The organism is Bradyrhizobium sp. USDA 4538 (assembly GCF_024171045.1).
In the GTDB taxonomy this organism is placed as follows: domain Bacteria; phylum Pseudomonadota; class Alphaproteobacteria; order Rhizobiales; family Xanthobacteraceae; genus Bradyrhizobium; species Bradyrhizobium australafricanum.
Map to the genome: position 1 here is coordinate 5,436,224 of NZ_JALJZE010000001.1, position 18,488 is coordinate 5,454,711.

22 protein-coding genes and 1 pseudogene are annotated in these 18,488 nt (G+C 64.5%); 12 read left to right on the forward strand and 11 right to left on the reverse strand.

Going from position 1 to position 18,488, the window contains the following annotated elements:
* Positions 1-293: 293 nt before the first annotated feature.
* The 3 genes from J2R78_RS24570 (at position 294) to sseA (ending at position 2,972) form a co-directional block, all read left to right on the forward strand.
* Complete coding sequence (locus J2R78_RS24570; RefSeq protein WP_016847779.1) at positions 294-1,469, forward strand: VWA domain-containing protein; 1,176 nt, start codon at positions 294-296, stop codon at positions 1,467-1,469.
* Between the two features lie 132 nt (positions 1,470-1,601).
* Positions 1,602-2,015 carry a rhodanese-like domain-containing protein gene (locus tag J2R78_RS24575; protein ID WP_016847778.1) on the forward strand — a complete coding sequence of 138 codons (414 nt, stop codon included), beginning with the start codon at positions 1,602-1,604 and terminating at the stop codon, positions 2,013-2,015.
* 99 nt (positions 2,016-2,114) lie between these two features.
* Positions 2,115-2,972 carry a 3-mercaptopyruvate sulfurtransferase gene (gene sseA, locus J2R78_RS24580; RefSeq protein ID WP_253607152.1) on the forward strand — a complete coding sequence of 286 codons (858 nt, stop codon included), beginning with the start codon at positions 2,115-2,117 and terminating at the stop codon, positions 2,970-2,972.
* 17 nt (positions 2,973-2,989) lie between these two features.
* Here sseA and J2R78_RS24585 read toward each other — a convergent pair whose 3' ends face one another.
* A complete protein-coding gene (locus tag J2R78_RS24585; RefSeq protein WP_253607153.1) occupies positions 2,990-3,835 on the reverse strand; it encodes a hypothetical protein in 846 nt (281 codons plus the stop codon).
* 329 nt (positions 3,836-4,164) lie between these two features.
* Here J2R78_RS24585 and J2R78_RS24590 point away from each other — a divergent pair, with 329 nt between their 5' ends.
* Together J2R78_RS24590 and J2R78_RS24595 are read left to right on the forward strand one after the other, a co-directional pair.
* The gene (locus J2R78_RS24590) at positions 4,165-5,409 is read left to right on the forward strand and encodes a L,D-transpeptidase (protein WP_253607154.1); all 1,245 of its coding nucleotides are present in this window, start codon (positions 4,165-4,167) and stop codon (positions 5,407-5,409) included.
* A 101-nt stretch (positions 5,410-5,510) separates the two neighbouring features.
* Positions 5,511-6,254, forward strand: a complete 744-nt coding sequence (locus J2R78_RS24595; protein WP_253607155.1) for a DUF4336 domain-containing protein — start codon at positions 5,511-5,513, stop codon at positions 6,252-6,254.
* 18 nt (positions 6,255-6,272) lie between these two features.
* Here J2R78_RS24595 and J2R78_RS24600 read toward each other — a convergent pair whose 3' ends face one another.
* Positions 6,273-7,235 (reverse strand): D-2-hydroxyacid dehydrogenase family protein, encoded by a 963-nt coding sequence (locus J2R78_RS24600; protein WP_253607156.1) that lies wholly within the window; start codon positions 7,233-7,235, stop codon positions 6,273-6,275.
* 117 nt (positions 7,236-7,352) lie between these two features.
* Positions 7,353-7,598, reverse strand: coding sequence for a hypothetical protein (locus J2R78_RS24605; protein WP_253607157.1), 246 nt, complete (start codon positions 7,596-7,598; stop codon positions 7,353-7,355).
* A 273-nt stretch (positions 7,599-7,871) separates the two neighbouring features.
* Between J2R78_RS24605 and ettA the strand changes: the two genes are divergently transcribed.
* From ettA to J2R78_RS24620, 3 genes are all read left to right on the forward strand, one after another.
* The gene (gene ettA, locus J2R78_RS24610; protein ID WP_253607158.1) at positions 7,872-9,521 is read left to right on the forward strand and encodes an energy-dependent translational throttle protein EttA; all 1,650 of its coding nucleotides are present in this window, start codon (positions 7,872-7,874) and stop codon (positions 9,519-9,521) included.
* 165 nt (positions 9,522-9,686) lie between these two features.
* Entirely contained in the window at positions 9,687-10,268 is a 582-nt protein-coding gene (locus tag J2R78_RS24615; protein WP_057019130.1) for a TIGR00645 family protein, read from the forward strand.
* A 75-nt stretch (positions 10,269-10,343) separates the two neighbouring features.
* A complete protein-coding gene (locus tag J2R78_RS24620) occupies positions 10,344-11,612 on the forward strand; it encodes a lytic murein transglycosylase (RefSeq protein WP_375167056.1) in 1,269 nt (422 codons plus the stop codon).
* Positions 11,613-11,706: 94 nt separating this feature from the next.
* Here the strand turns inward: J2R78_RS24620 and J2R78_RS24625 are convergent, their stop codons facing one another.
* Complete coding sequence (locus tag J2R78_RS24625) at positions 11,707-11,991, reverse strand: hypothetical protein (RefSeq protein WP_016843728.1); 285 nt, start codon at positions 11,989-11,991, stop codon at positions 11,707-11,709.
* Between the two features lie 236 nt (positions 11,992-12,227).
* Positions 12,228-12,533 carry a hypothetical protein gene (locus J2R78_RS24630; RefSeq protein WP_016843729.1) on the reverse strand — a complete coding sequence of 102 codons (306 nt, stop codon included), beginning with the start codon at positions 12,531-12,533 and terminating at the stop codon, positions 12,228-12,230.
* Positions 12,534-12,924: 391 nt separating this feature from the next.
* Between J2R78_RS24630 and J2R78_RS24635 the strand changes: the two genes are divergently transcribed.
* Positions 12,925-13,197, forward strand: a complete 273-nt coding sequence (locus tag J2R78_RS24635; RefSeq protein ID WP_253607159.1) for a bacterioferritin-associated ferredoxin — start codon at positions 12,925-12,927, stop codon at positions 13,195-13,197.
* A gap of 186 nt (positions 13,198-13,383) precedes the next feature.
* On the forward strand, positions 13,384-13,872 hold the full coding sequence (gene bfr / locus J2R78_RS24640) for a bacterioferritin (protein WP_026193251.1): 489 nt from the start codon (positions 13,384-13,386) through the stop codon (positions 13,870-13,872).
* Positions 13,873-13,969: 97 nt separating this feature from the next.
* On the opposite strand, the gene J2R78_RS24645 is transcribed toward bfr, so the two are convergent.
* The 5 genes and pseudogenes from J2R78_RS24645 to J2R78_RS24665 form a co-directional block, all read right to left on the reverse strand.
* Positions 13,970-14,380 (reverse strand): hypothetical protein, encoded by a 411-nt coding sequence (locus J2R78_RS24645; RefSeq protein ID WP_253607160.1) that lies wholly within the window; start codon positions 14,378-14,380, stop codon positions 13,970-13,972.
* 187 nt (positions 14,381-14,567) lie between these two features.
* Positions 14,568-14,921 carry a hypothetical protein gene (locus J2R78_RS24650; RefSeq protein WP_229193198.1) on the reverse strand — a complete coding sequence of 118 codons (354 nt, stop codon included), beginning with the start codon at positions 14,919-14,921 and terminating at the stop codon, positions 14,568-14,570.
* Between the two features lie 153 nt (positions 14,922-15,074).
* On the reverse strand, positions 15,075-15,422 hold the full coding sequence (locus J2R78_RS24655) for an MmcQ/YjbR family DNA-binding protein (protein ID WP_253607161.1): 348 nt from the start codon (positions 15,420-15,422) through the stop codon (positions 15,075-15,077).
* Between the two features lie 17 nt (positions 15,423-15,439).
* A pseudogene (locus tag J2R78_RS24660) lies at positions 15,440-16,494 on the reverse strand (alpha/beta fold hydrolase).
* A 111-nt stretch (positions 16,495-16,605) separates the two neighbouring features.
* Positions 16,606-17,007 (reverse strand): nuclear transport factor 2 family protein, encoded by a 402-nt coding sequence (locus J2R78_RS24665; RefSeq protein WP_253607162.1) that lies wholly within the window; start codon positions 17,005-17,007, stop codon positions 16,606-16,608.
* 139 nt (positions 17,008-17,146) lie between these two features.
* Between J2R78_RS24665 and J2R78_RS24670 the strand changes: the two genes are divergently transcribed.
* A complete protein-coding gene (locus J2R78_RS24670) occupies positions 17,147-17,833 on the forward strand; it encodes a helix-turn-helix transcriptional regulator (RefSeq protein ID WP_253607163.1) in 687 nt (228 codons plus the stop codon).
* A 15-nt stretch (positions 17,834-17,848) separates the two neighbouring features.
* On the opposite strand, the gene J2R78_RS24675 is transcribed toward J2R78_RS24670, so the two are convergent.
* Positions 17,849-18,094, reverse strand: coding sequence for a DUF2188 domain-containing protein (locus J2R78_RS24675; protein ID WP_016840968.1), 246 nt, complete (start codon positions 18,092-18,094; stop codon positions 17,849-17,851).
* Between the two features lie 119 nt (positions 18,095-18,213).
* Between J2R78_RS24675 and J2R78_RS24680 the strand changes: the two genes are divergently transcribed.
* A complete protein-coding gene (locus tag J2R78_RS24680) occupies positions 18,214-18,480 on the forward strand; it encodes a DUF2277 domain-containing protein (protein WP_057019313.1) in 267 nt (88 codons plus the stop codon).
* Positions 18,481-18,488: the final 8 nt, after the last annotated feature.

An 18,488-nucleotide genomic window follows, 5' to 3' on the forward strand; every position in this document is an offset into this window, starting at 1 on the left:
GTGTCCTCTCCGATATCTTGTCCGGTACAATTCTAATTGAAAAAGCCGGGCGGTCTAGCGCGGATTCCGCAGCGCAGCGGTACCGATGTGGGCTTCCGCCATGGAATGTCATGCATCATCTTTCCGTTCTGCGGAATGATCGCCGGCGTGGCGCGACCTTGCCGCGGTGGCGCGGGCGCCGCCACGGACCGACGGCGGCGGAGGTAACCCGGTGAAAGTGGATGGCTGATCTCGGGATGAAGCACGGCCGGGGGCCCTTGACGCCACCGGCCCAGCGGGCGATCTAGGTGGGTATGTTCCTGCAGTTTTTCACATCGCTGCGCGACGCCCAGGTCCCCGTGACGCTACGGGAATATCTGACCTTGATGGAAGCGCTTGACGCCGATCTCGCCGAGCAGACGGTCGAGAACTTCTACTATTTGTCGCGCGCCGCGTTGGTGAAGGACGAGCGCAATCTCGACAAGTTCGACCGCGTGTTCGGCACCGTGTTCAAGGGGCTCGAGAGCCTGCTCGACGCCATGGGCAAGGCGGAGATCCCCGAGGAGTGGCTGAAGAAGCTCGCGGAGAAATATCTCACCGAGGAAGAGAAGAAGCAGATCGAGGCCATGGGCTGGGACAAGCTCATGGAGACCCTGAAGAAGCGGCTCGAGGAACAGAAGGGCCGCCACCAGGGCGGCAGCAAGTGGATCGGCACCGCCGGCACCTCGCCGTTCGGCGCCCATGGCTATAATCCCGAGGGCGTCCGCATTGGGCAGGAGAAGAACCGCAACAACCGCGCCGTGAAGGTGTGGGACAAGCGCGAGTTCAAGGATCTCGACGGCAATGTCGAGCTCGGCATCCGCAACATCAAGGTGGCGCTGCGGCGGCTGCGCAAGTTCGCGCGCACCGGCGCGCCCGACGAGCTCGACCTCGACACCACGATCAAGGAGACCGCCAACCACGGCTATCTCGACGTGCACATGCGCCCCGAGCGGCGCAACGCGGTCAAGGTGCTGGTGTTCTTCGATATCGGCGGCTCGATGGATTCGCATATCGAGCAGGTCGAGGAACTGTTCTCGGCCGCCAAGAGCGAATTCAAGCACATGGAATATTTCTACTTCCACAACTGCCTCTATGAGGGCGTGTGGAAGCAGAACAAGCGGCGCTTCACCGATCGCACGCCGACCTGGGACGTGCTGCACAAGTACCCGCACGACTACAAGGTGGTGTTCGTGGGCGACGCCTCGATGTCGCCTTACGAGATCATGGTTCCCGGCGGCTCGGTCGAGCATGTCAATGAAGAGGCCGGCTCGGTCTGGCTCGACCGCATCATCCGCACCTATCCGCACGCGGTATGGCTCAATCCAGTGGCGCAGAAGCACTGGGACTATTCGGAATCGACCACCATCATCCGCCGCCTGTTCTCCGAGCGCATGTATCCGATCACGATCGAAGGTCTGGAGAACGCGATGCGGGAGCTGGTGCGGTAACCAATCCCGTCATTCCGGACGGTCCATGGGATCGATCCGGAATCTCGAGTTGATGAAATTCGATCGTCATTCCGGGTTCGATGCTGCCGCATCGCCCCAGAATGACGATCAAGAAAAGCCAGGGAGAGCCCCATGCCCCAGAACATCCACCGCGGCATCAAGGTGATGATCGACGAGGCCAATGCCGAGATCGAGACCATCAGCGCGGCCGACGCGATCACGCTGATCGGCAAGAACGACGTCGTCATCGTCGACATCCGCGATCCCCGCGAGATCGAGCGCGACGGCAAGATCCCCGGCGCGTTCTCCTGCACCCGCGGCATGCTGGAGTTCTGGATCGATCCGAACAGCCCTTATGCCAAGCCGATCTTCCAGGAAGACAAGAAGTTCATCTTCCACTGCGCCGGCGGCCTGCGCTCGGCGCTCGCCGCCAAGACCGCAAAGGACATGGGCCTGAAGCCGGTCGCGCATATGGGCGGCGGCTTTGCCGCCTGGCGCGAGGCCGGCGGGCCGATCGAGGCGTGGGAGCCGAAGAAGAAGGGCTAGGCAGGATGTCACACGCGGGCTTGACCCGCGTGTCCATCGCTTCAAGGCAAGATGGATTGCCGGATCAAGTCCGGCAATGACGATGGAGAAACACGCAAGATGACGATGACCGACGATCCGCTCGTTTCGACCGAATGGCTGGCTGCGCATCTCGGCGATGCCAACGTCAAGGTGCTCGACGCGACCTTCAAGCTGCCCGGCGTGCTGCCATTGCCGAAGGACGATTATCTCGCCGCGCATCTGCCGGGTGCTGTGTTCTTCGATGTCGACGCGGTGTCCGACCATGCCAATCCGCTGCCGCACATGTTTCCCAGCGCCGAGCAGTTCGGCCGCGACATCGGTGCGCTTGGCATCGGCAATGCCGACACCGTGGTGATCTACGATTCCGGCGGCTGGGTCGCGGCACCGCGCGCCTGGTGGATGTTCCTGTCCTATGGCCATCGCAACGTGCGCATTCTCAACGGCGGTTTGAAGAAGTGGCGCGCCGAGGGCAGGGCGGTCGAGAGCGGCGAGGTGAAGCCGAAGCCTGCGACCTTCAAGGCGAGCTACGATCCGCAGCGCGTGCGCAGCATCGAGCAGATGATCGCCAATGTCGAAAGCCGTGCCGAGCAGGTGATCGATGCGCGCGCCGCCGACCGCTTCGAAGGCCGCGCGCCGGAGCCGCGTCCGGGCATCCGCGCCGGCCACATCCCAGGCGCCCGCAACGTGCCCTACAACCAATTGTTCGATGCCGCGACCGGCGAGATGAAGCCGCTCGATGACCTGCGCAAGTCGTTCGCGGGCGCCGGCGTAAAGCTCGATGCGCCCATCGTCACGAGCTGCGGCTCCGGCGTCTCGGCCGGCGTGCTGACGCTGGCGCTTTACCGGCTCGGCGTCACCGAGAGCGCGCTCTATGACGGCTCGTGGTCGGAATGGGGGCAGGCGAGCGGCCCGCCGATCGCGACGGGACCGGCCTGACAGGTCATTCCTGCTTGCTAGCGGCGGGTGAGCGGCACCAGCGTCGGCTGGCCGAACGGATCGAGCTGCTGCTGCTGAACGATCTGCCGAACCGGCGGCGCGCGGACAATCCGCCGCCGCTCCTTGCGATGTGCCGGCTTGCTGACCGCGCTGCGCTCCGGCTTCTTCGCCTCAGCGGCCTTCGGCGCCACCGGCGCTTCGACAACAACTTCAGGCCCACCCAGCGTCGCGATCTTGGTCGCGGCCGCGATCGCCTCGGGTGATGGCGGCGGGGCGGGCTCCGGCGCTGCCATCGCGGGTGCCGGCGGCGGAAGCGCGGGCTCGCTGGGGCCGGGCGGATCGGCGACGGCGGCGACCTTGGCCTCCGTAGCCGCCGGTGCGGCTTCGGCGGCAGCGGGCGTCGGCTCCGATGCCGCCGAGGGATCTGCGGTCGGAGTCTGAGCCGCAGTGTCGGCGGATTGGGCCGGCGCCGGGGTCTCCGTGGCTTGGGCCTCCGGCTTCGGCGGAGCGGGTGGGACCGGATCATCCGCCGTCACGGCGGCGACCTTCTCCGGCTCGGCTGCAGGGGCGGCGATCTCAGCGGGAGCGGCCGGTTGTTCGGACGCGGCCGGCTCGGACGGGGCTGCTGGCGTATCGGTCGTCACCTTGTCGGCGGCGGGCGGGTCGACCCGCACCATGGCAAGCACTGGCGGCGTCTCGGGCTGCTGCGCGAATTGCGGCTCGGGCGGCGGTGCCCGGCGGGCCGGAATGCTGGCGAACTCTTCATGCGCCGCGCGAAACAGCGCGGCTGCCCCTAACCCGAACACCAGAAGCGAAGTCGCCAGCACGATCGCGGCGAACAGAAAACGAAGGCCGGGGAGCATGGGCGCGGGTTCCCCCTTCTGCGGGAGGGTCTTCGATGTCGAGGGAACGCGGTGACCACACAAGAAAGCCGGCGTCGCGAGCGCGAATCAGGCCGATTCGAAGATATCGCAACGTCCCGCGACTGTTTGTTACAAAATGCGGGTGATTGATGACTTTGGCCACGTGGACAAACATTCCCGACCCGTGAGACATCTTTGCCGCAGCGTTGACGCGAAATCACAAAAGGCCCGGAATAGCCCGGGTTTCGCGGATTTGTCTTGAATGCGCCGCTATCTTCCTGCATTGGGCCGTTAACAGTCCGGTGTGGCTTGGGGACTATAACAGAGCAATGATGATCAACCGCATTCTGACGATTTGCGCTGCCGCGGCTCTCGGCGTGGCAGGAACCTCGCTTGCGCATGCGCAGCAGGGTTACCCGGCGCCCCAAGGCACCGCCTATTCGACGGCGCCCCAGCCCTACCCCCAGGGCAGCATGCCGGATTTCGACGCACTCAATGACGATGACGGGCAGGATTCGGCTGCATTGCCGCCGCCCGGCCCGGTGCTGTCGCCGAACGACCCGCGCTATGGCCGTCCGGCGAATGCGCCCGCCTATTCCGATCGTGGCGCGCCGACCGGTCCGGTGATGTCGCCGGACGATCCGCGCTATGGCCGCCCGATGAATGCTCCTCCGGTCTATTCCGACCGTGGCGCGCCGACTGGGCCGGTGATGTCGCCCGATGATCCCCGCTACGGCCGTCCGATGGGGCCGCCGCCGGTGATCTACGGCGACCGTCCGGGTGCGCAACAAGCCAATCGCGACAATGGCGTTCCGGCCGCCGGCGTTTCCTACGGCGACGACCGCGGCGGCATGCGTCCGCCCGAGGGCGTTACCGGAGCCGTGCCGCAGCAGCAGGCGCCGGTCGATGCCAACGGCAAGCCGGTGCAGATCGCGGCGCTGCCCCCGGACGAGCAGCCCGAAGACGCCCCGGCGCAACTGCCGCCGAATCTGCGTCGCCAGGAAGTGGCGTTCGCGACCAAGGAGCCGGCAGGCACGATCGTTGTCGATACGTCGAACACCTACCTCTATTACATCCTGGGCAATGGCCGGGCGGTTCGTTACGGCGTCCGTGTCGGCCGCGACGGCTTCACGTGGACCGGCGTGCAGAAGATCACCCGCAAGGCCGAGTGGCCGGATTGGCATCCGCCGACCGAGATGATCGAGCGTCAGCCCTATCTGCCGCGCTTCATGGCCGGCGGACCCGGCAACCCGCTCGGCGCCCGCGCGATGTATCTCGGCTCGACCGTGTACCGTATTCACGGCACCAACCAGCCGTCGACCATCGGCAAGTTCGTCTCGTCGGGCTGCATCGGCATGCTGAACGAGGACGTCTCCGACCTGTTCGAGCGTGCCAAGGTCGGCACCCGCGTGGTTGTGCTGCCCGGTGGTCCGCCGCCGGGAACGGCGACGGCTTCTGCCGCGCCCGCGAACCCGATGGCTCCCTCTGCGGCCCAGACTCAGGCGGCCGCGCCGCTGCCCGGCACGCAGCCGACCACGGTGCAGCCGCTGCCCGCACCGGTGACGGTGCGCTAGGCCAACCGGCAAGTTCATCATTGAAAAAGGCGCGCGAACAGCGCGCCTTTTTTGTTGCAACAAGCCGCGCATTTCGACGTTGCAGCTTGGGAAGCAATGCGATGCAGGACGTCTGCGAGACCTATCCGCCGCTGAATGCGCCAAAGCCTGTCGCCGATGACGTATGGATGATCGATGGTCCGATCATCCGGTTCGGTCCGCGCTGGTTCAAGATGCCGTTTCCAACGCGCGCGACGATCGTTCGTCTGCCGGGTGGGCGGCTGTTCATTCACTCGCCGACACCATTGCTGGCCGAGCTCAAGGCCGCAATCGTTGAGCTGGGCGTACCGCGCTGGATCATCGGTCCGAATCGTCTGCACTATTGGTGGATTCCGGAATGGCATGCTGCCTATCCGGATGCGCGCATCTTCCTTGCGCCCGGGATCAAGCAACAGGCGGACAATCGGCTGACCTTCGAAGGCGAGCCACTGGAACGATCATCCGGCTATCCCTGGGATGAGTGGATCGCGACGCTGCCGGTGGCAGGCAGCTATATGACGGAGGTCGTGTTCTTCCATCTGCCGTCGCGGACATTGCTGCTGACGGACCTGATCGAGAATTTTGAGGCCGGACGAGTCCGCTCGCCGTTGATGCGGTTCCTGATCTGGCTCGGCGGCGTGCGCGATCCCGATGGCAGCACGCCAACCGATCTGCGCTCGACCTTCCTGCAGGACAGGGACGCGATGAAGGCCGCCGTCGCCCGCATGATCGAATGGGATCCGGAGCGGATCATCCTCGCCCACGGGCGCTGGTACGACCGGAACGGCCGCGCCGAGCTCGAACGCGCGTTCCGCTGGCTCGGCTAGTCGCGGTGAATGCTACTGTCAGGCCAGGCGCCGCGGCGGCTCGCTGCCCTTGGTGAAGGCGTCGATGCATTGGACCATCTGCTGATAATGCGCCTGCAGGCTCTCGCGCGTCGCGTAGCCGAGATGCGGCGTGATCACGACATTGTCGAGCTTGCGCAGCGGATGATCCGACGGCAGCGGCTCGACCGAGAACACGTCGATGCCGGCGCCGGCGATCGTCTTGTCGCGCAGCGCCGCGAACAGGGCGTCCTCATCGACGATCGGCCCGCGCGCGGTGTTGACGAGATAGGCCGACGGCTTCATGCGGGCGAGATCGGCGGCGCCGACCAGTCCGCGCGAGCGCGGGCTCAGCACGACATGGATGGTGATGATGTCTGATGTCGCGAACAGCTCGTCCTTGTTGGCATAGCCGACGCCGGCCTCCTTGCACTTCTCCGGCGTCAGATTGGGACTCCAGGCGATGACGTTCATGCCGAACACCTTGGCCATGCCGGCGACCTTGCTGCCGAGCTTGCCGAGGCCGATGATGCCGAGCGTCTTGCCCTCGATCTCGGTACCGGCAAAGGTCTGCCAGGCCTCGCCGGCGCGCATGCGCGCGTTCTCGCGGCCGATGCCGCGGGTCAGTTCCAGGATCAGGCCCATGGTCAGTGGCGCGGTGGGATCGCGGTTATATTGGGTGCCGCACAACACCACCTTGCGGTCCTTGGCGGCCTCCATGTCGATCGCCGCGTTGCGCATGCCTGACGTGATCAGGAGCTGCAGCCTGGGCAACGCGTCGAGCAGGCTCTTCGGGAACGGGGTGCGCTCGCGCATCGCGCAGATGATCTCGAAATCCTTCAGCTTCGTCGCCGCTTCCGCCTCGCTCGCGAACGGCTTGTCGAACACGGTGACGTCGACCCGGTCCTTGACCTTCGGCCAGTCGGCCACCGAAAGCGCGATGTCAAAATAGTCGTCGAGGATTGCACAGCGGAGCCGCGTCATCGGGGAGGTCCATTCAGGGTGAGGACGACGGCGGGAGATCAACCGTCGGGATACCCGTTATGGTCGCGCGCAATCGGCAGGCGCGCAAGCGGCCGCGGTTTCAAAAAGCGGCGATTGTCACACGCGCGGCGACGGCTTCTTCGTGGCGCGGATACCGGCGAGCATCGAGCGGACCGCCGGCGACAGCGCCATCTGCTTGGCACGGCAGGCCGGACCCGGGCCGCGCATATAGTGCAGTTCCGGCCGGTAGGGATTGAAAGCCTTGGCGACGAAGGCGCGCCAAAAGGCACGGAATTCGGCGAACAGCGTCGCCTCGCCTTTGGTCGTCGGGCGCGGAAGGGGTGCTGAAATGATGGTAGCCATGAAGTGGCCTCAACTGTTTTGGCCGCGGTTCTGCCGCGAAAATCGCCGTTTTTCGACGTTGAGAACGAGTTTTGGCCTGATTTATTAAAAGATGGTTTCAATTGTCGTGATTCGGCGCACACATGACGTCGAACCCGTAATCATCCGTGGTGAAGCCGCGAAACGTGGTGAACGGACGGAAAACAGAGGTCCCGCGGTTGCGCTTTCGGGGGCCGGCCGTTACATCGGCGGCAGCAAAATTTCCACAAATCGGATCAATTCCAGGGACAGCGGATGGCTCGCCAGTTCATCTATTTCATGCAGGGTCTGACCAAGGCGTACCCGACCCGCAAGGTGCTCGATAACATCCATCTGAGCTTCTACCCGGACGCCAAGATCGGCGTGCTCGGCGTCAACGGCTCGGGCAAGTCGACGCTGCTCAAGATCATGGCCGGCCTCGACAAGGAGTATAACGGCGAGGCCTGGGTCGCCGAGGGCGCCCGCGTCGGCTATCTCGAGCAGGAGCCGCACCTCGATCCGGCACTCAACGTTCGTGAGAACGTCATGCAGGGCGTCGCCAAGCAGAAGGCGATTCTCGACCGTTACAACGAGCTCGCGGTCAACTATTCGGACGAGACCGCCGACGAGATGACCAAGCTGCAGGACGAGATCGAGGCCCAGGGCCTGTGGGATCTCGACAGCAAGGTCGACCAGGCGATGGACGCGCTGCGCTGCCCGCCCGACGATGCCGACGTCACCAAGCTGTCCGGCGGTGAGCGCCGCCGCGTGGCGCTGTGCCGCCTGCTGCTCGACCAGCCGGAATTGCTGCTGCTCGACGAGCCGACCAACCATCTCGACGCCGAGTCGGTGTCGTGGCTGGAAGGCCATCTGCGCAACTATCCCGGCGCGATCCTGATCGTCACCCACGACCGTTACTTCCTCGACAACGTCACCGGCTGGATCCTCGAGCTCGACCGCGGCCGCGGCATCCCCTACGAGGGCAATTACTCGTCCTGGCTGGTGCAGAAGCAGAAGCGGCTCGAGCAGGAAGGCCGCGAGGACGCCGCGCATCAGAAGACGCTGGCCCGCGAGCAGGAATGGGTCGCGTCCTCGCCGAAGGCGCGTCAGGCCAAGTCGAAGGCCCGCTACCAGCGCTATGAGGAGCTGCTCAAGAAGGCGAGCGAGAAGCAGACCCAGACCGCGCAGATCATCATTCCGGTCGCCGAGCGGCTCGGCGCCAACGTCGTCGACTTCGAAGGCCTCAGCAAGGGATTTGGCGATCGCCTCTTGATCGACGATCTCACCTTCAAGCTGCCGCCCGGCGGCATCGTTGGCGTGATCGGCGCCAACGGCGCCGGCAAGACCACGCTGTTCAAGATGATTACCGAGCAGGAGACGCCGGACAAGGGCACCATCACGGTCGGCGAGACCGTGCACCTCGGCTATGTCGACCAGTCGCGCGACGCGCTCGAGGGCAACAAGACGGTGTGGGAGGAGATCTCCGGCGGCAACGAGCTGATCCTGCTCGGCAAGAAGGAAGTCAATTCGCGCGGCTACTGCTCGGCGTTCAACTTCAAGGGCGCCGACCAGCAGAAGAAGGTCGGTGCGCTGTCGGGCGGTGAGCGCAACCGCGTGCATCTCGCCAAGATGCTGAAGTCGGGCGCCAACGTGCTGCTGCTCGACGAACCGACCAACGACCTCGACGTCGACACGCTGCGCGCGCTGGAAGAGGCGCTCGAGGATTTCGCCGGTTGCGCCGTCATCATCAGCCATGACCGCTGGTTCCTCGACCGCATCGCGACCCACATCCTGGCCTTCGAGGGCGACAGCCATGTCGAATGGTTCGAGGGCAACTTCCAGGATTACGAAAAGGACAAAATGCGCCGGCTCGGCCAGGACAGCATCATTCCGCATCGCGTGAAGTACAAGAAGCTGACGCGCTGACCAGTATGAACGGTCGAACGCGGCATCTCGCCGCGCTCGACCGTTCTTCGTTGGCAGGATCGTGACGGCATCGCGGCGCAATCTGCGGCCAGTTGTCGCTTTTCAAGCGCGCGGGATTGCGTAGATAGAGCGCTCCGCAATTTTCAATCCTGCGAGCACTCCACCATGTCCGCACTTTCTGAGGCGCGCGCCCCCGCGAAGGGCCGGTCGCTGCGTCCCGTTCCCATGCTGATCTTCGGATCGCGCTGGCTGCAATTGCCACTCTATGTCGGCCTGATCATCGCCCAGGGCGTCTATGTCGTGCTGTTCCTCAAGGAACTGTGGCACCTGTTCGCCCATGCCTTCGATTTCAGCGAGCAGCAGATCATGCTGGCCGTTCTCGGCCTGATCGACGTCGTCATGATCTCGAACCTGTTGGTGATGGTGATCGTTGGCGGCTACGAGACCTTCGTGTCGCGCCTCAATCTGCAGGGACACCCGGACGAGCCGGAATGGCTCAGCCACGTCAATGCCAGCGTGCTGAAGATCAAGCTGGCGATGGCGATCATCGGCATCTCCTCGATCCATCTGCTGCGCACCTTCATCGAGGCCGGCGCGCTGTCGTCAGGCAAGGGCAACTACACCGAGACCGGCGTGATGTGGCAGACCATCATCCACTGCGTCTTCATCCTGTCGGCGATCGGCATCGCCATCGTCGACAAGCTGTCGAACGACTCGATTGAAGGCGCCAAGCAGGCCGCGCATTGAGCGCGGCCGCCAAGGTTCACAGCAATCCGGTGTCGTGGTAAGGCTCACGACACTGATATCGCGGGCGTTGGCCTGATGCCGCGCCCATTGGACCGCTGCGTGAACAGGTTGTTGGATTTGACATTCCTCCGCGCGCTTGCCCTCGGGCTCCTGCTCGCATCCGTCGTCTCACCCGCGCGCGCCGCCGATGCCGCGTTCACGCAATTCATCGCCTCGCTGTGGCCGGAGGCCAAGGCCGCCGGCGTGTCGCGCGAAACCTTCGATCGCGAGACGCGCTCGCTCGAGCCCGACTACAAGCTGCCCGACCTGATCCTGCCAGGACGTCCCAAGACCGGCGCACCGGCGCAGGCCGAGTTCGTGCAGGTGCCGGCCGATTATATCAGGGAAGCCTCGATCGCGCGGCTCGCCGCCGAAGGGCAGCGGCTGATGCAGAAGTATCGCTCCTCGCTCGATGCGATCGAGAAGCGGTTCGGCGTCCCGGCCACCGTCGTGCTGGCGATCTGGGGCCGCGAGACCGACTACGGACGCTATTCTCTGCCCTACGACACGTTGCGCGTGGTGGCAACGCAGGCCTATGTCGGCCGTCGCAAGGATCAGTACCGTACCGAGTTCATCCTGGCGCTGAAGATCCTCGGCGAGGGCGCGGTGACGCGCAAGGAGATGCGCTCATCGTGGGCGGGAGCGACCGGCTACACCCAGTTCCTGCCGTCGGAATATTACAAGCACGGCGTCGATCTCGACGGCGACGGCCGCGTCGACATCTGGCATTCGGTGCCGGACGCGCTCGCCTCCGCCGCGCAGCAGCTGGTCAACAAGGGCTGGCAGCCCGGCGTGCGCTGGGCTTATGAGGTGCAGGCGCCGGCCAATGCCGACTGCACGATGGGCGTGCCTGAAGTGACGAAGCCGATCAGCCAGTGGCTGCGCGCCGGCTTCGTGCCGGTGCGCGGGCAGAAGCTCAGCGCCGCCGAGCAGGCGCAATCGGCGTCGCTGCTGCAGCCGGAAGGCAGCTACGGTCCGGCCTTCCTGACCACGCCGAACTACTTCGTGATCAAGGAATACAATTTCTCCGATCTCTACGTGCTGTTCGTCGGCCACCTCGCCGACCGCATGACGAGCCCGCAGCCATTCGCGACGCCATGGTCGGCGTCGAAGCAGCTGCGCTCCGCCGATGTCGAGGCGATGCAGCAGCAGCTGACGAAGATCGGTCTCTACAAGGACAAGCTCGACGGCAAGGCCGGGATGCAGACCCGCGCGGCGCTCGGCGCCTATCAGAAGCAGGCCGGGCTAAAGGTCGATTGCTGGCCGAGCGAGGCGGTGCTGCGCGCGATGAATGGGCAGCGCTGACCGGGCTGGCTCGCAAGACCGCTTGGTGGCGCAAAGCAAAAACCCGGCCGCGAGGCCGGGTTTTCGAGTGTGATGCTGAAAACGTGTCGGTCGATCAGTCGCAAACCTGGATGCGACGGAAGCGCCAGCCGTAGCCGTCCCAGAAGCGCTCACGAACCATGCGGCACGGGGCCTCTTCGACGTAAACCGGCGCCGGTGCGACATAGACCGGCGCGGGGCGAGCGCCTGCGATAGCGCCGCCCAGCAGGGCGCCGCCGATCAGGCCGCCGGCAACGCCGGCCGCGACGGCGCCGCCGTCACCAGCCTTGGCAGCCGGAGCAACGGCCAGCGAACCGGCAATCGTGGTAACGGCGACAAGGGCAGCTAAAGTCTTCTTCATGTCTTTGGCTCTCCTGGAAGGTGGTGGCGTCGTGGTTCGGCGCCGGGTTGAGGTGACTCACACGCTGATCTCGAACTGCTGTCTTGCTAAACAGCGCAGAACAGTCAACCGAAAGTAAACGTCCGCAGGCTGATCGCGCAGAAAAGCGGTTTTTTCTGGCCATCTGCAGCAGATGTCCCGGAGAAACAGTCGGTTTTCCGGGACATCTGGTTCGATTTAATCGAGATGAACGGCGATCAATCGCAAACGCGGACGCTGCGAACACGCCAGGTGTAGCCGTCCCAGAACCGCTGGCGCTGCCAGAAGCAGTCGGGGCCGTAGCCGGGTTCGGCGACATAGGCCGGACCGGGCGCATAGTAGCCGTATCCGGGACCGTAATAGCGGTTCTGCGATGCGATCGCGCCACCGACAATGGCGCCACCGATCAATCCCGCAGCGACGCCGGCGGCGACACCACGTTGTGCCTGGGCGGGGGCGGGCACCGCCACAGTCGAAGCCGCCACAGCGGCAACGGCGCAAAGCGCCAGCAATGTCTTCTTCATGGCCTCACCTTTCTCGCGGCAGCAGGGACAGCGTGCATTGGCGATCTGTCTCGCCGGAGGGTTCCATATTCAGCTTGAATGATCAATGAACGACGCTGCCGCATTCGCGACCAAATGCTTGCAGCTTTTGCAATATCTTGCAACGCACAAGCCCGATAGCGCCGCGGCGAGGCGCCTACTCATGGGGGCCGGCGGCGAAGGCAGCGGTTATTGGCCCGTCAGCCACCCGGCGGGTGTCGGATTCCTGACCTCCGATCGATTTAGACTCATTCCAATATGAATCCCGCATCAGTTTGGAATTGCTACAAAAACCGCTTTTTCCTTTTGCATCCCGCGGGAGCCGACAATATCCATATTGCCAAACATCACCGTTGGACCCCGCCTTTCTCCGATGATTGTCTGTTCCTGTAACGTCCTCAGCGACCACGATGTCCGCAATGCCGTTAATGGCGGTGGGGCCGTGACACGAAATGCCAAGCAGGTGTACGGCTGCCTCGGCTGCAGTGCCGAATGCGGCCGCTGCGCGCGCACCATCAAGGCGATCATCGACGAGGCGCTCGGTCCCTGCGCCAAGGCCTGCTGCTCCGGCTGCCCCCACAGCGGCCATCCGCACGCCGCCAACGAGGACGCCGAGCCGGCCGAATTCGCGCTCGCGGCCTGCTGAAGCTTCTCGTTTCGACGCGCTTCCTGACGGCGAACGGGCTTCCGCTTCGAAGACGCTGCGCCAAATCCTTCGAATCCGGTTACCCACGCGCTGCTTCTGCGAAGGGTTGCTCTTGCCCGCAAACTGATTTAGAAACATTCTAAGTTTAGCGCCGGCCTAGGTTGGCCGCGACAGGTGGAGTGGATCATGCAAGGCGACCCGAAGGTCATCGATTATCTGAACAAGGGGCTGCGCAGCGAACTGACCGCCATCAATCAGTACTGGCTGCACTACCGGATGCTCAACAATTGGGGCCTCCTGGAGATGGCCAAGGTCTGGCGCAAGGAGTCCATCGAGGAGATGGAGCACGCCGACAAATTCGTCGATCGCATCCTGTTCCTCGACGGCTTCCCGAATCTGCAGGTGCTCGATCCCCTGAAGATCGGCCAGGACGTCAAGGAGATCATCGAGTGTGACCTCGCCGCCGAGATCGGCGCGCGCACGCTCTACCAGGAGGCGGCGACCTACTGCCATGGCGTCAAGGACTATGTCAGCCGCGACCTGTTCGAGCAGCTGATGAAGGACGAGGAAGACCACATCGACTTCCTCGAGACCCAGCTCGACCTGATCAAGCGCATCGGCCTTGAGCTCTACACCCAGAAGCACGTCGGCCATCTGAAGGGCGAGGATTCCTGACCGGCTGTCTGCCGGCGCGCCGAGCGTCTGCCAAAATACGAGAGGCCGTCCTTGCGGGCGGCCTCTTTTGTTTTTGCGAACGGGATCGAGCTATTCGTCAGTAGCACCGCGTGATGTTGACCGTGCGGTCGCCGCCCCGGCCGGGCACCGTGACGCTCTCGGTGGGGCAGCTCGACACATAGGGCCGATCCGACGGCACCACGGCCGGCGGATAGCGATGCGCCCAATCCCACGGCACGTCCTGGGTGTAGGTGTAACGGACGTCGCTCGAGACTGGCGCCGGGACGTCGGCAGCGAAGGGAACGCTCGCCGCGCCATCATAATAACCGCCCGCGTCCGGCAACACGATGCCGGGGACCCGCACATGATGGCGGAAGGCTGGATGGTGCGAGGAGAACGTGCCGCGCGCTGCGGATCCGGATCTCGCATATGTCTCGGTCGGGGAAGCAAGCAGCAGCGCTGCAACGCCAAGGGACGCCATCAGCGCCCCAGTTGTTCGATACGCCATTCTTCGAAGAGCCATGGCACGCACCAACTCGCGGTTACGGAGCATTTCTGCAGACGCTAGGCCGCGCCTCACGGCGCCCGCAAACTCATCCTTAATTATTGGTTAAAAAGTAAGGTTAACAGGGAGTAACTGTTTCAAATTGACGCGACCTCGCGCGCAGGCTTCCCGCGCAGGCGGCGGGCGCCGTTCAGACCGCATCCGCCGGAACGAAGCAGCTGATGATGATGCTGCCGCGGTGGTGCACGTACCACACCACGGCCTCGCCGACCGGGTTGCCGCGATCGCGGATCACGGCGCGCTCCGGCACCATCATCCACTCGCCCTCGATCGGCACCCAATAGGCGCCGCCCCGAACGTCGTAGCTGGTGCGATGGCCGTCGGAGATGTCGCAGCACGGCACGCCATTCGGCGCGATCACGCTCTTGAACCAGGCGCGGATATCGGGCGGCACGTTGTCGTATTGGCCGTTGTCGAACGCCAGTGCAGCGCCCACCATCATGGCGAGCCACGCAAGCACCGCGACATGCGTGAGCCTTCGCATTACCTTCCTCCGGCGAAAACTTCTACGTGACCCGCGCATAGCGTCACGCGAATCCGGGGTTTGCGCGATTAGGCACGAACCGCGCGCGGGATGCATGCTCAAAGAATCAGCGAATCCGCGTGTCTTGCTTGATGCAGTGCGGGATGGTTGCGCTCAGGTTGGTTGCTTCGTGCGCGCCTTCTTCGCGGCTTTCACCGCGATATTGTCCCGCGCCATTTCGAGCACGCTGCGCAGCGTGATCTGATCCGCTTTCGCGAGGCGGACATTGGTGCTGCCGCTCTTGCCCCAGCCGCCCGGCACCGGCCGGAAGATCTCGGGCTCGGCCTCGATCACCATCGCCTGCTGCTCAGGTGTCAGCTTCACCATGCCCCAATCCTGGTCGGGATAGCCGAGGGTTGCGAAGATGCGCTTGCCGACGCGGAAATCGGTTGTGCCGTGATGCGCGCCTTCAACGACCTCGGGCAGGCTCAGCGCAATGCGGCGGAAGCGATCAGCGGACATTGCCCGGGCCTCGATCGCTACATCGTCGGCGCCGTCTGCAACAGTTCCTGCAATTGCCTGGCATAGAACTTCGCATCGCCGGTGGTGAGATGGCCGCGTGTCTCGCTGCTTGCCGGGATCAGATCAACCCTGCCGTTCTTGATCCGCTTCACTGCAGCTTCAGTGACGCCGGTCTCCGGCGGGTTGCGTTCATCGTCGGCGGCATTGATGGCACACAGGTGGCCTCGATCTTCTCCATTCCGGCGGAGGGATCGTAGTCGTGCGAGGCCTCCCATTGATAGATGTAGTCGTTGGCATCTGATGTGACCGGCAGCGCCAGCTGGTCGTCGACCAGCTTGTCGGCCTGCGCCGCGGTCGGCGCCAGCGTCTGGTAGCCGAGCGTGCCGCCGGCACTGGCGAAGCGATAGGCGGCGACGGCGTATTTCATCATCCGCGGCTGGCTGGTGTAGTTGCCGCCATTGTAGTCGGGATCGTTGCGGATCGTTTCCAGCATCGTCCGCCGCAGCATCCAGTTGCGTGCCGCCATAGCGGTCGGCTGCGAGGCCATCGGCACCAGCACGTCCATCATCCGCGGATAGCGCACGCCCCAGATCCAGGTGTGCATGCCGCCCATCGAGTTACCGATCACGAGCCGCAGATGCCTGATGCCGAGCCCTTCGGTGACCAGCCTATACTGCGCGTCGACCATGTCGTTGTAGTCGTATTTCGGAAAGCTCGTCCGCATCGCGTCCGACGGCTTCGACGATTTGCCGTGCCCGATGCCGTCAGGGATGATGATGTAGTATTTCGCCGCGTCGAGCGGCTGGCCGGGGCCGAACAACTGGCCGGCAAAGCTCGGCGTCAGCATGCTGGCGGCCGAGCCGCCGGAGCCGTGCAGCACCAGCACCGGCTGTCCGGTCGGTGCGCCGACCGTGGTGTAGTGCAGCCGCAATTCCGGCATCACCTCGCCGCTGTGAAACTTGAAGTCCTTTGCGGTCCACTTGCCGTCCTGCGGCGAGGGGTAATCTGCAGCCATGGCCGGTACCGAGATCGAGACGAGAGCGGCCACGAGCGCCGCGCACCAACGGATCATCATGCTTCTTCCCACGCGCGGCGCGTTTGTCCAGCCGCTTCGGTGCAAGCCTAGCATGAGGGAAAGCGTTGTCCGAGAGCTGCGCGGCGCGGCTGGCGCAGACGTGTTTGGCTAGCTCTCCTTGAGCACGTTCAGCGCAAACCATCCCCAATAGACCCGGTGACGCTGGATCAGGCCGTCATCGATCTCCATGACCTCGACCAGATCCATCTGATCGCCGTCCGGAGACTGCCGCGGATATTCCCAGGTCAGGACGCGGCCGTCGCTGAAGAAACCCTGCTTGAAGCGCCGCCGTTGCGGCGGGCTGGTGCGGAACACGCGCGTGATGAACTCGCGCAGCGCGTCGCGGCCGCGGACGATCCCGTCTTTGGTCTGCATCAAATGCTGGACCAGCGGGCTCTCGATCGAGGCGTCGGCTGCGTAGAGCGCGAGCGCCGCCTCGAGGTCCTTGTTACCGAGCGCCTCATCCCAGAGCCTGTAGATGCGTTCCGCGTCGTTGCTGCCGGCTGTCATGATCGTTCCCTTGTGTTTGATCGACTGCCGCCCATTTGAACGGAACAGGCCGCCGCGACGTTTCAGGAAAATCTGAAATGAACTGCGCGGCACGGCGTATGCGGGTAGGATGTTTCGGCGCGATCTGGAGGACGATGCGGTGGGATCATCCCAGGCTTTGCAGACAGGATTTTCGCGGATCGCCGAGGCCTTGGGAGATCCGGTCCGCGAGGCGATGGTCAGTGCGCTGGCCGACGGCAAGGCGTTGCCGGCGGGCGAGCTTGCTGCGGTCGCCGGCATTTCGCCGCAAGGCGCCAGCGCGCATTTGCAGAAGCTGGTCGACGCCCGCGTGCTTTCCGTGTGGGCACAGGGCAGGTTCAGATATTACCGGATCAGGGACGACGACGTCGCGGCGCTGATCGAGAACCTCGTCGATCTTGCGGCCAAGGCCACTGTGGGGAGGCGTGCGATGCCGGCCGAGCAGCTCAGGCGATCGCGCACCTGCTACCACCACCTTGCGGGTCAGCTCGGCGTGCTGTTGTCGAATGCGCTGATCCGCCGCCGCCTGGTCTTGATCGACGGCCGCGATGGTCGGGTGACCGAGCAGGGGTTGGCCTGGTGCCGGGCCGAGGCAATCGATTTCGATCCGGCGCGGCAGCCGCATCTGCGGCTCTGCAACGACTGGACCGAGCGCGTGCCGCATCTCGCCGGTCCGTTTGCCAATGCCGTGCTGGCGCGGCTGATCGAGATGCGCGGCGTTGCGCCGCATCGGATTCCGCGCGCATTGCGGATCACCGACCGGGGGCGGGCGTTCTTCGACCGGCTTGGCGTCCAGGTTCCGTTCTGAAGGCGACGAGATGATCTAGCGGCCGTCCTCGACCTCGGTCTCCGGGCGGTCGTTGCCGGATGCGGTTTCGGTCAACCATTTGCCGTCCGACGTCTCGTACTGGATCGCCTCGGTGCGGCCGGGGACGCGCTGCTCGTTGGCGGCGCGTCGGGCAGCGGCGAGTGCCGCGGCGTGGGTAGGAAATGGTTCCGAGAACACCCCGTTGACGGTATAGGCCCAGCCGCCGTCGTGCTGGACTACCTTGTAGATCACGTGGCTCATCCGGAACCTCGCTCCACCGTGGACGATGACACTGCCAGAATAGACCACGATGTCGTATTTTGCAGCAGCCGATCGTCCTTGAGAGAGCCGCCCCGTTGCCGCGGGCGAGGGAGACCGACATGTGCCGCAATATCAAGACGCTGTTCAACTTCGAGCCGCCCGCCACCGAAGACGAGATCCACGCCTCCGCGCTGCAGTTCGTGCGCAAACTGTCCGGCTTCAACAAGCCGTCGCAGTCCAATGAGGCCGCCTTCAACCTGGCCGTGACCGAGGTCTCGAATGCCGCGCGCAGGCTCCTGATCTCGTTGCAGACCACGGCACCGGCGCGCGATCGCGAGGTGGAGGCGGAGAAGGCGAGGGAGCGTTCGCGCCTGCGATTTGGCTGAGGGCGGGG

Coding starts and splice junctions, on each gene's coding strand:
- J2R78_RS24570 (WP_016847779.1), top strand. CDS start 294: ATGTTCCTGCAGTTTTTCACATCGCTGCGCGACGCCCAGGTCCCCGTG.
- J2R78_RS24575 (WP_016847778.1), top strand. CDS start 1,602: ATGCCCCAGAACATCCACCGCGGCATCAAGGTGATGATCGACGAGGCC.
- sseA (WP_253607152.1), top strand. CDS start 2,115: ATGACGATGACCGACGATCCGCTCGTTTCGACCGAATGGCTGGCTGCG.
- J2R78_RS24585 (WP_253607153.1), bottom strand. CDS start 3,835: ATGCTCCCCGGCCTTCGTTTTCTGTTCGCCGCGATCGTGCTGGCGACT.
- J2R78_RS24590 (WP_253607154.1), top strand. CDS start 4,165: ATGATGATCAACCGCATTCTGACGATTTGCGCTGCCGCGGCTCTCGGC.
- J2R78_RS24595 (WP_253607155.1), top strand. CDS start 5,511: ATGCAGGACGTCTGCGAGACCTATCCGCCGCTGAATGCGCCAAAGCCT.
- J2R78_RS24600 (WP_253607156.1), bottom strand. CDS start 7,235: ATGACGCGGCTCCGCTGTGCAATCCTCGACGACTATTTTGACATCGCG.
- J2R78_RS24605 (WP_253607157.1), bottom strand. CDS start 7,598: ATGGCTACCATCATTTCAGCACCCCTTCCGCGCCCGACGACCAAAGGC.
- ettA (WP_253607158.1), top strand. CDS start 7,872: ATGGCTCGCCAGTTCATCTATTTCATGCAGGGTCTGACCAAGGCGTAC.
- J2R78_RS24615 (WP_057019130.1), top strand. CDS start 9,687: ATGTCCGCACTTTCTGAGGCGCGCGCCCCCGCGAAGGGCCGGTCGCTG.
- J2R78_RS24620 (WP_375167056.1), top strand. CDS start 10,344: ATGCCGCGCCCATTGGACCGCTGCGTGAACAGGTTGTTGGATTTGACA.
- J2R78_RS24625 (WP_016843728.1), bottom strand. CDS start 11,991: ATGAAGAAGACTTTAGCTGCCCTTGTCGCCGTTACCACGATTGCCGGT.
- J2R78_RS24630 (WP_016843729.1), bottom strand. CDS start 12,533: ATGAAGAAGACATTGCTGGCGCTTTGCGCCGTTGCCGCTGTGGCGGCT.
- J2R78_RS24635 (WP_253607159.1), top strand. CDS start 12,925: ATGATTGTCTGTTCCTGTAACGTCCTCAGCGACCACGATGTCCGCAAT.
- bfr (WP_026193251.1), top strand. CDS start 13,384: ATGCAAGGCGACCCGAAGGTCATCGATTATCTGAACAAGGGGCTGCGC.
- J2R78_RS24645 (WP_253607160.1), bottom strand. CDS start 14,380: ATGGCGTATCGAACAACTGGGGCGCTGATGGCGTCCCTTGGCGTTGCA.
- J2R78_RS24650 (WP_229193198.1), bottom strand. CDS start 14,921: ATGCGAAGGCTCACGCATGTCGCGGTGCTTGCGTGGCTCGCCATGATG.
- J2R78_RS24655 (WP_253607161.1), bottom strand. CDS start 15,422: ATGTCCGCTGATCGCTTCCGCCGCATTGCGCTGAGCCTGCCCGAGGTC.
- J2R78_RS24665 (WP_253607162.1), bottom strand. CDS start 17,007: ATGACAGCCGGCAGCAACGACGCGGAACGCATCTACAGGCTCTGGGAT.
- J2R78_RS24675 (WP_016840968.1), bottom strand. CDS start 18,094: ATGAGCCACGTGATCTACAAGGTAGTCCAGCACGACGGCGGCTGGGCC.
- J2R78_RS24680 (WP_057019313.1), top strand. CDS start 18,214: ATGTGCCGCAATATCAAGACGCTGTTCAACTTCGAGCCGCCCGCCACC.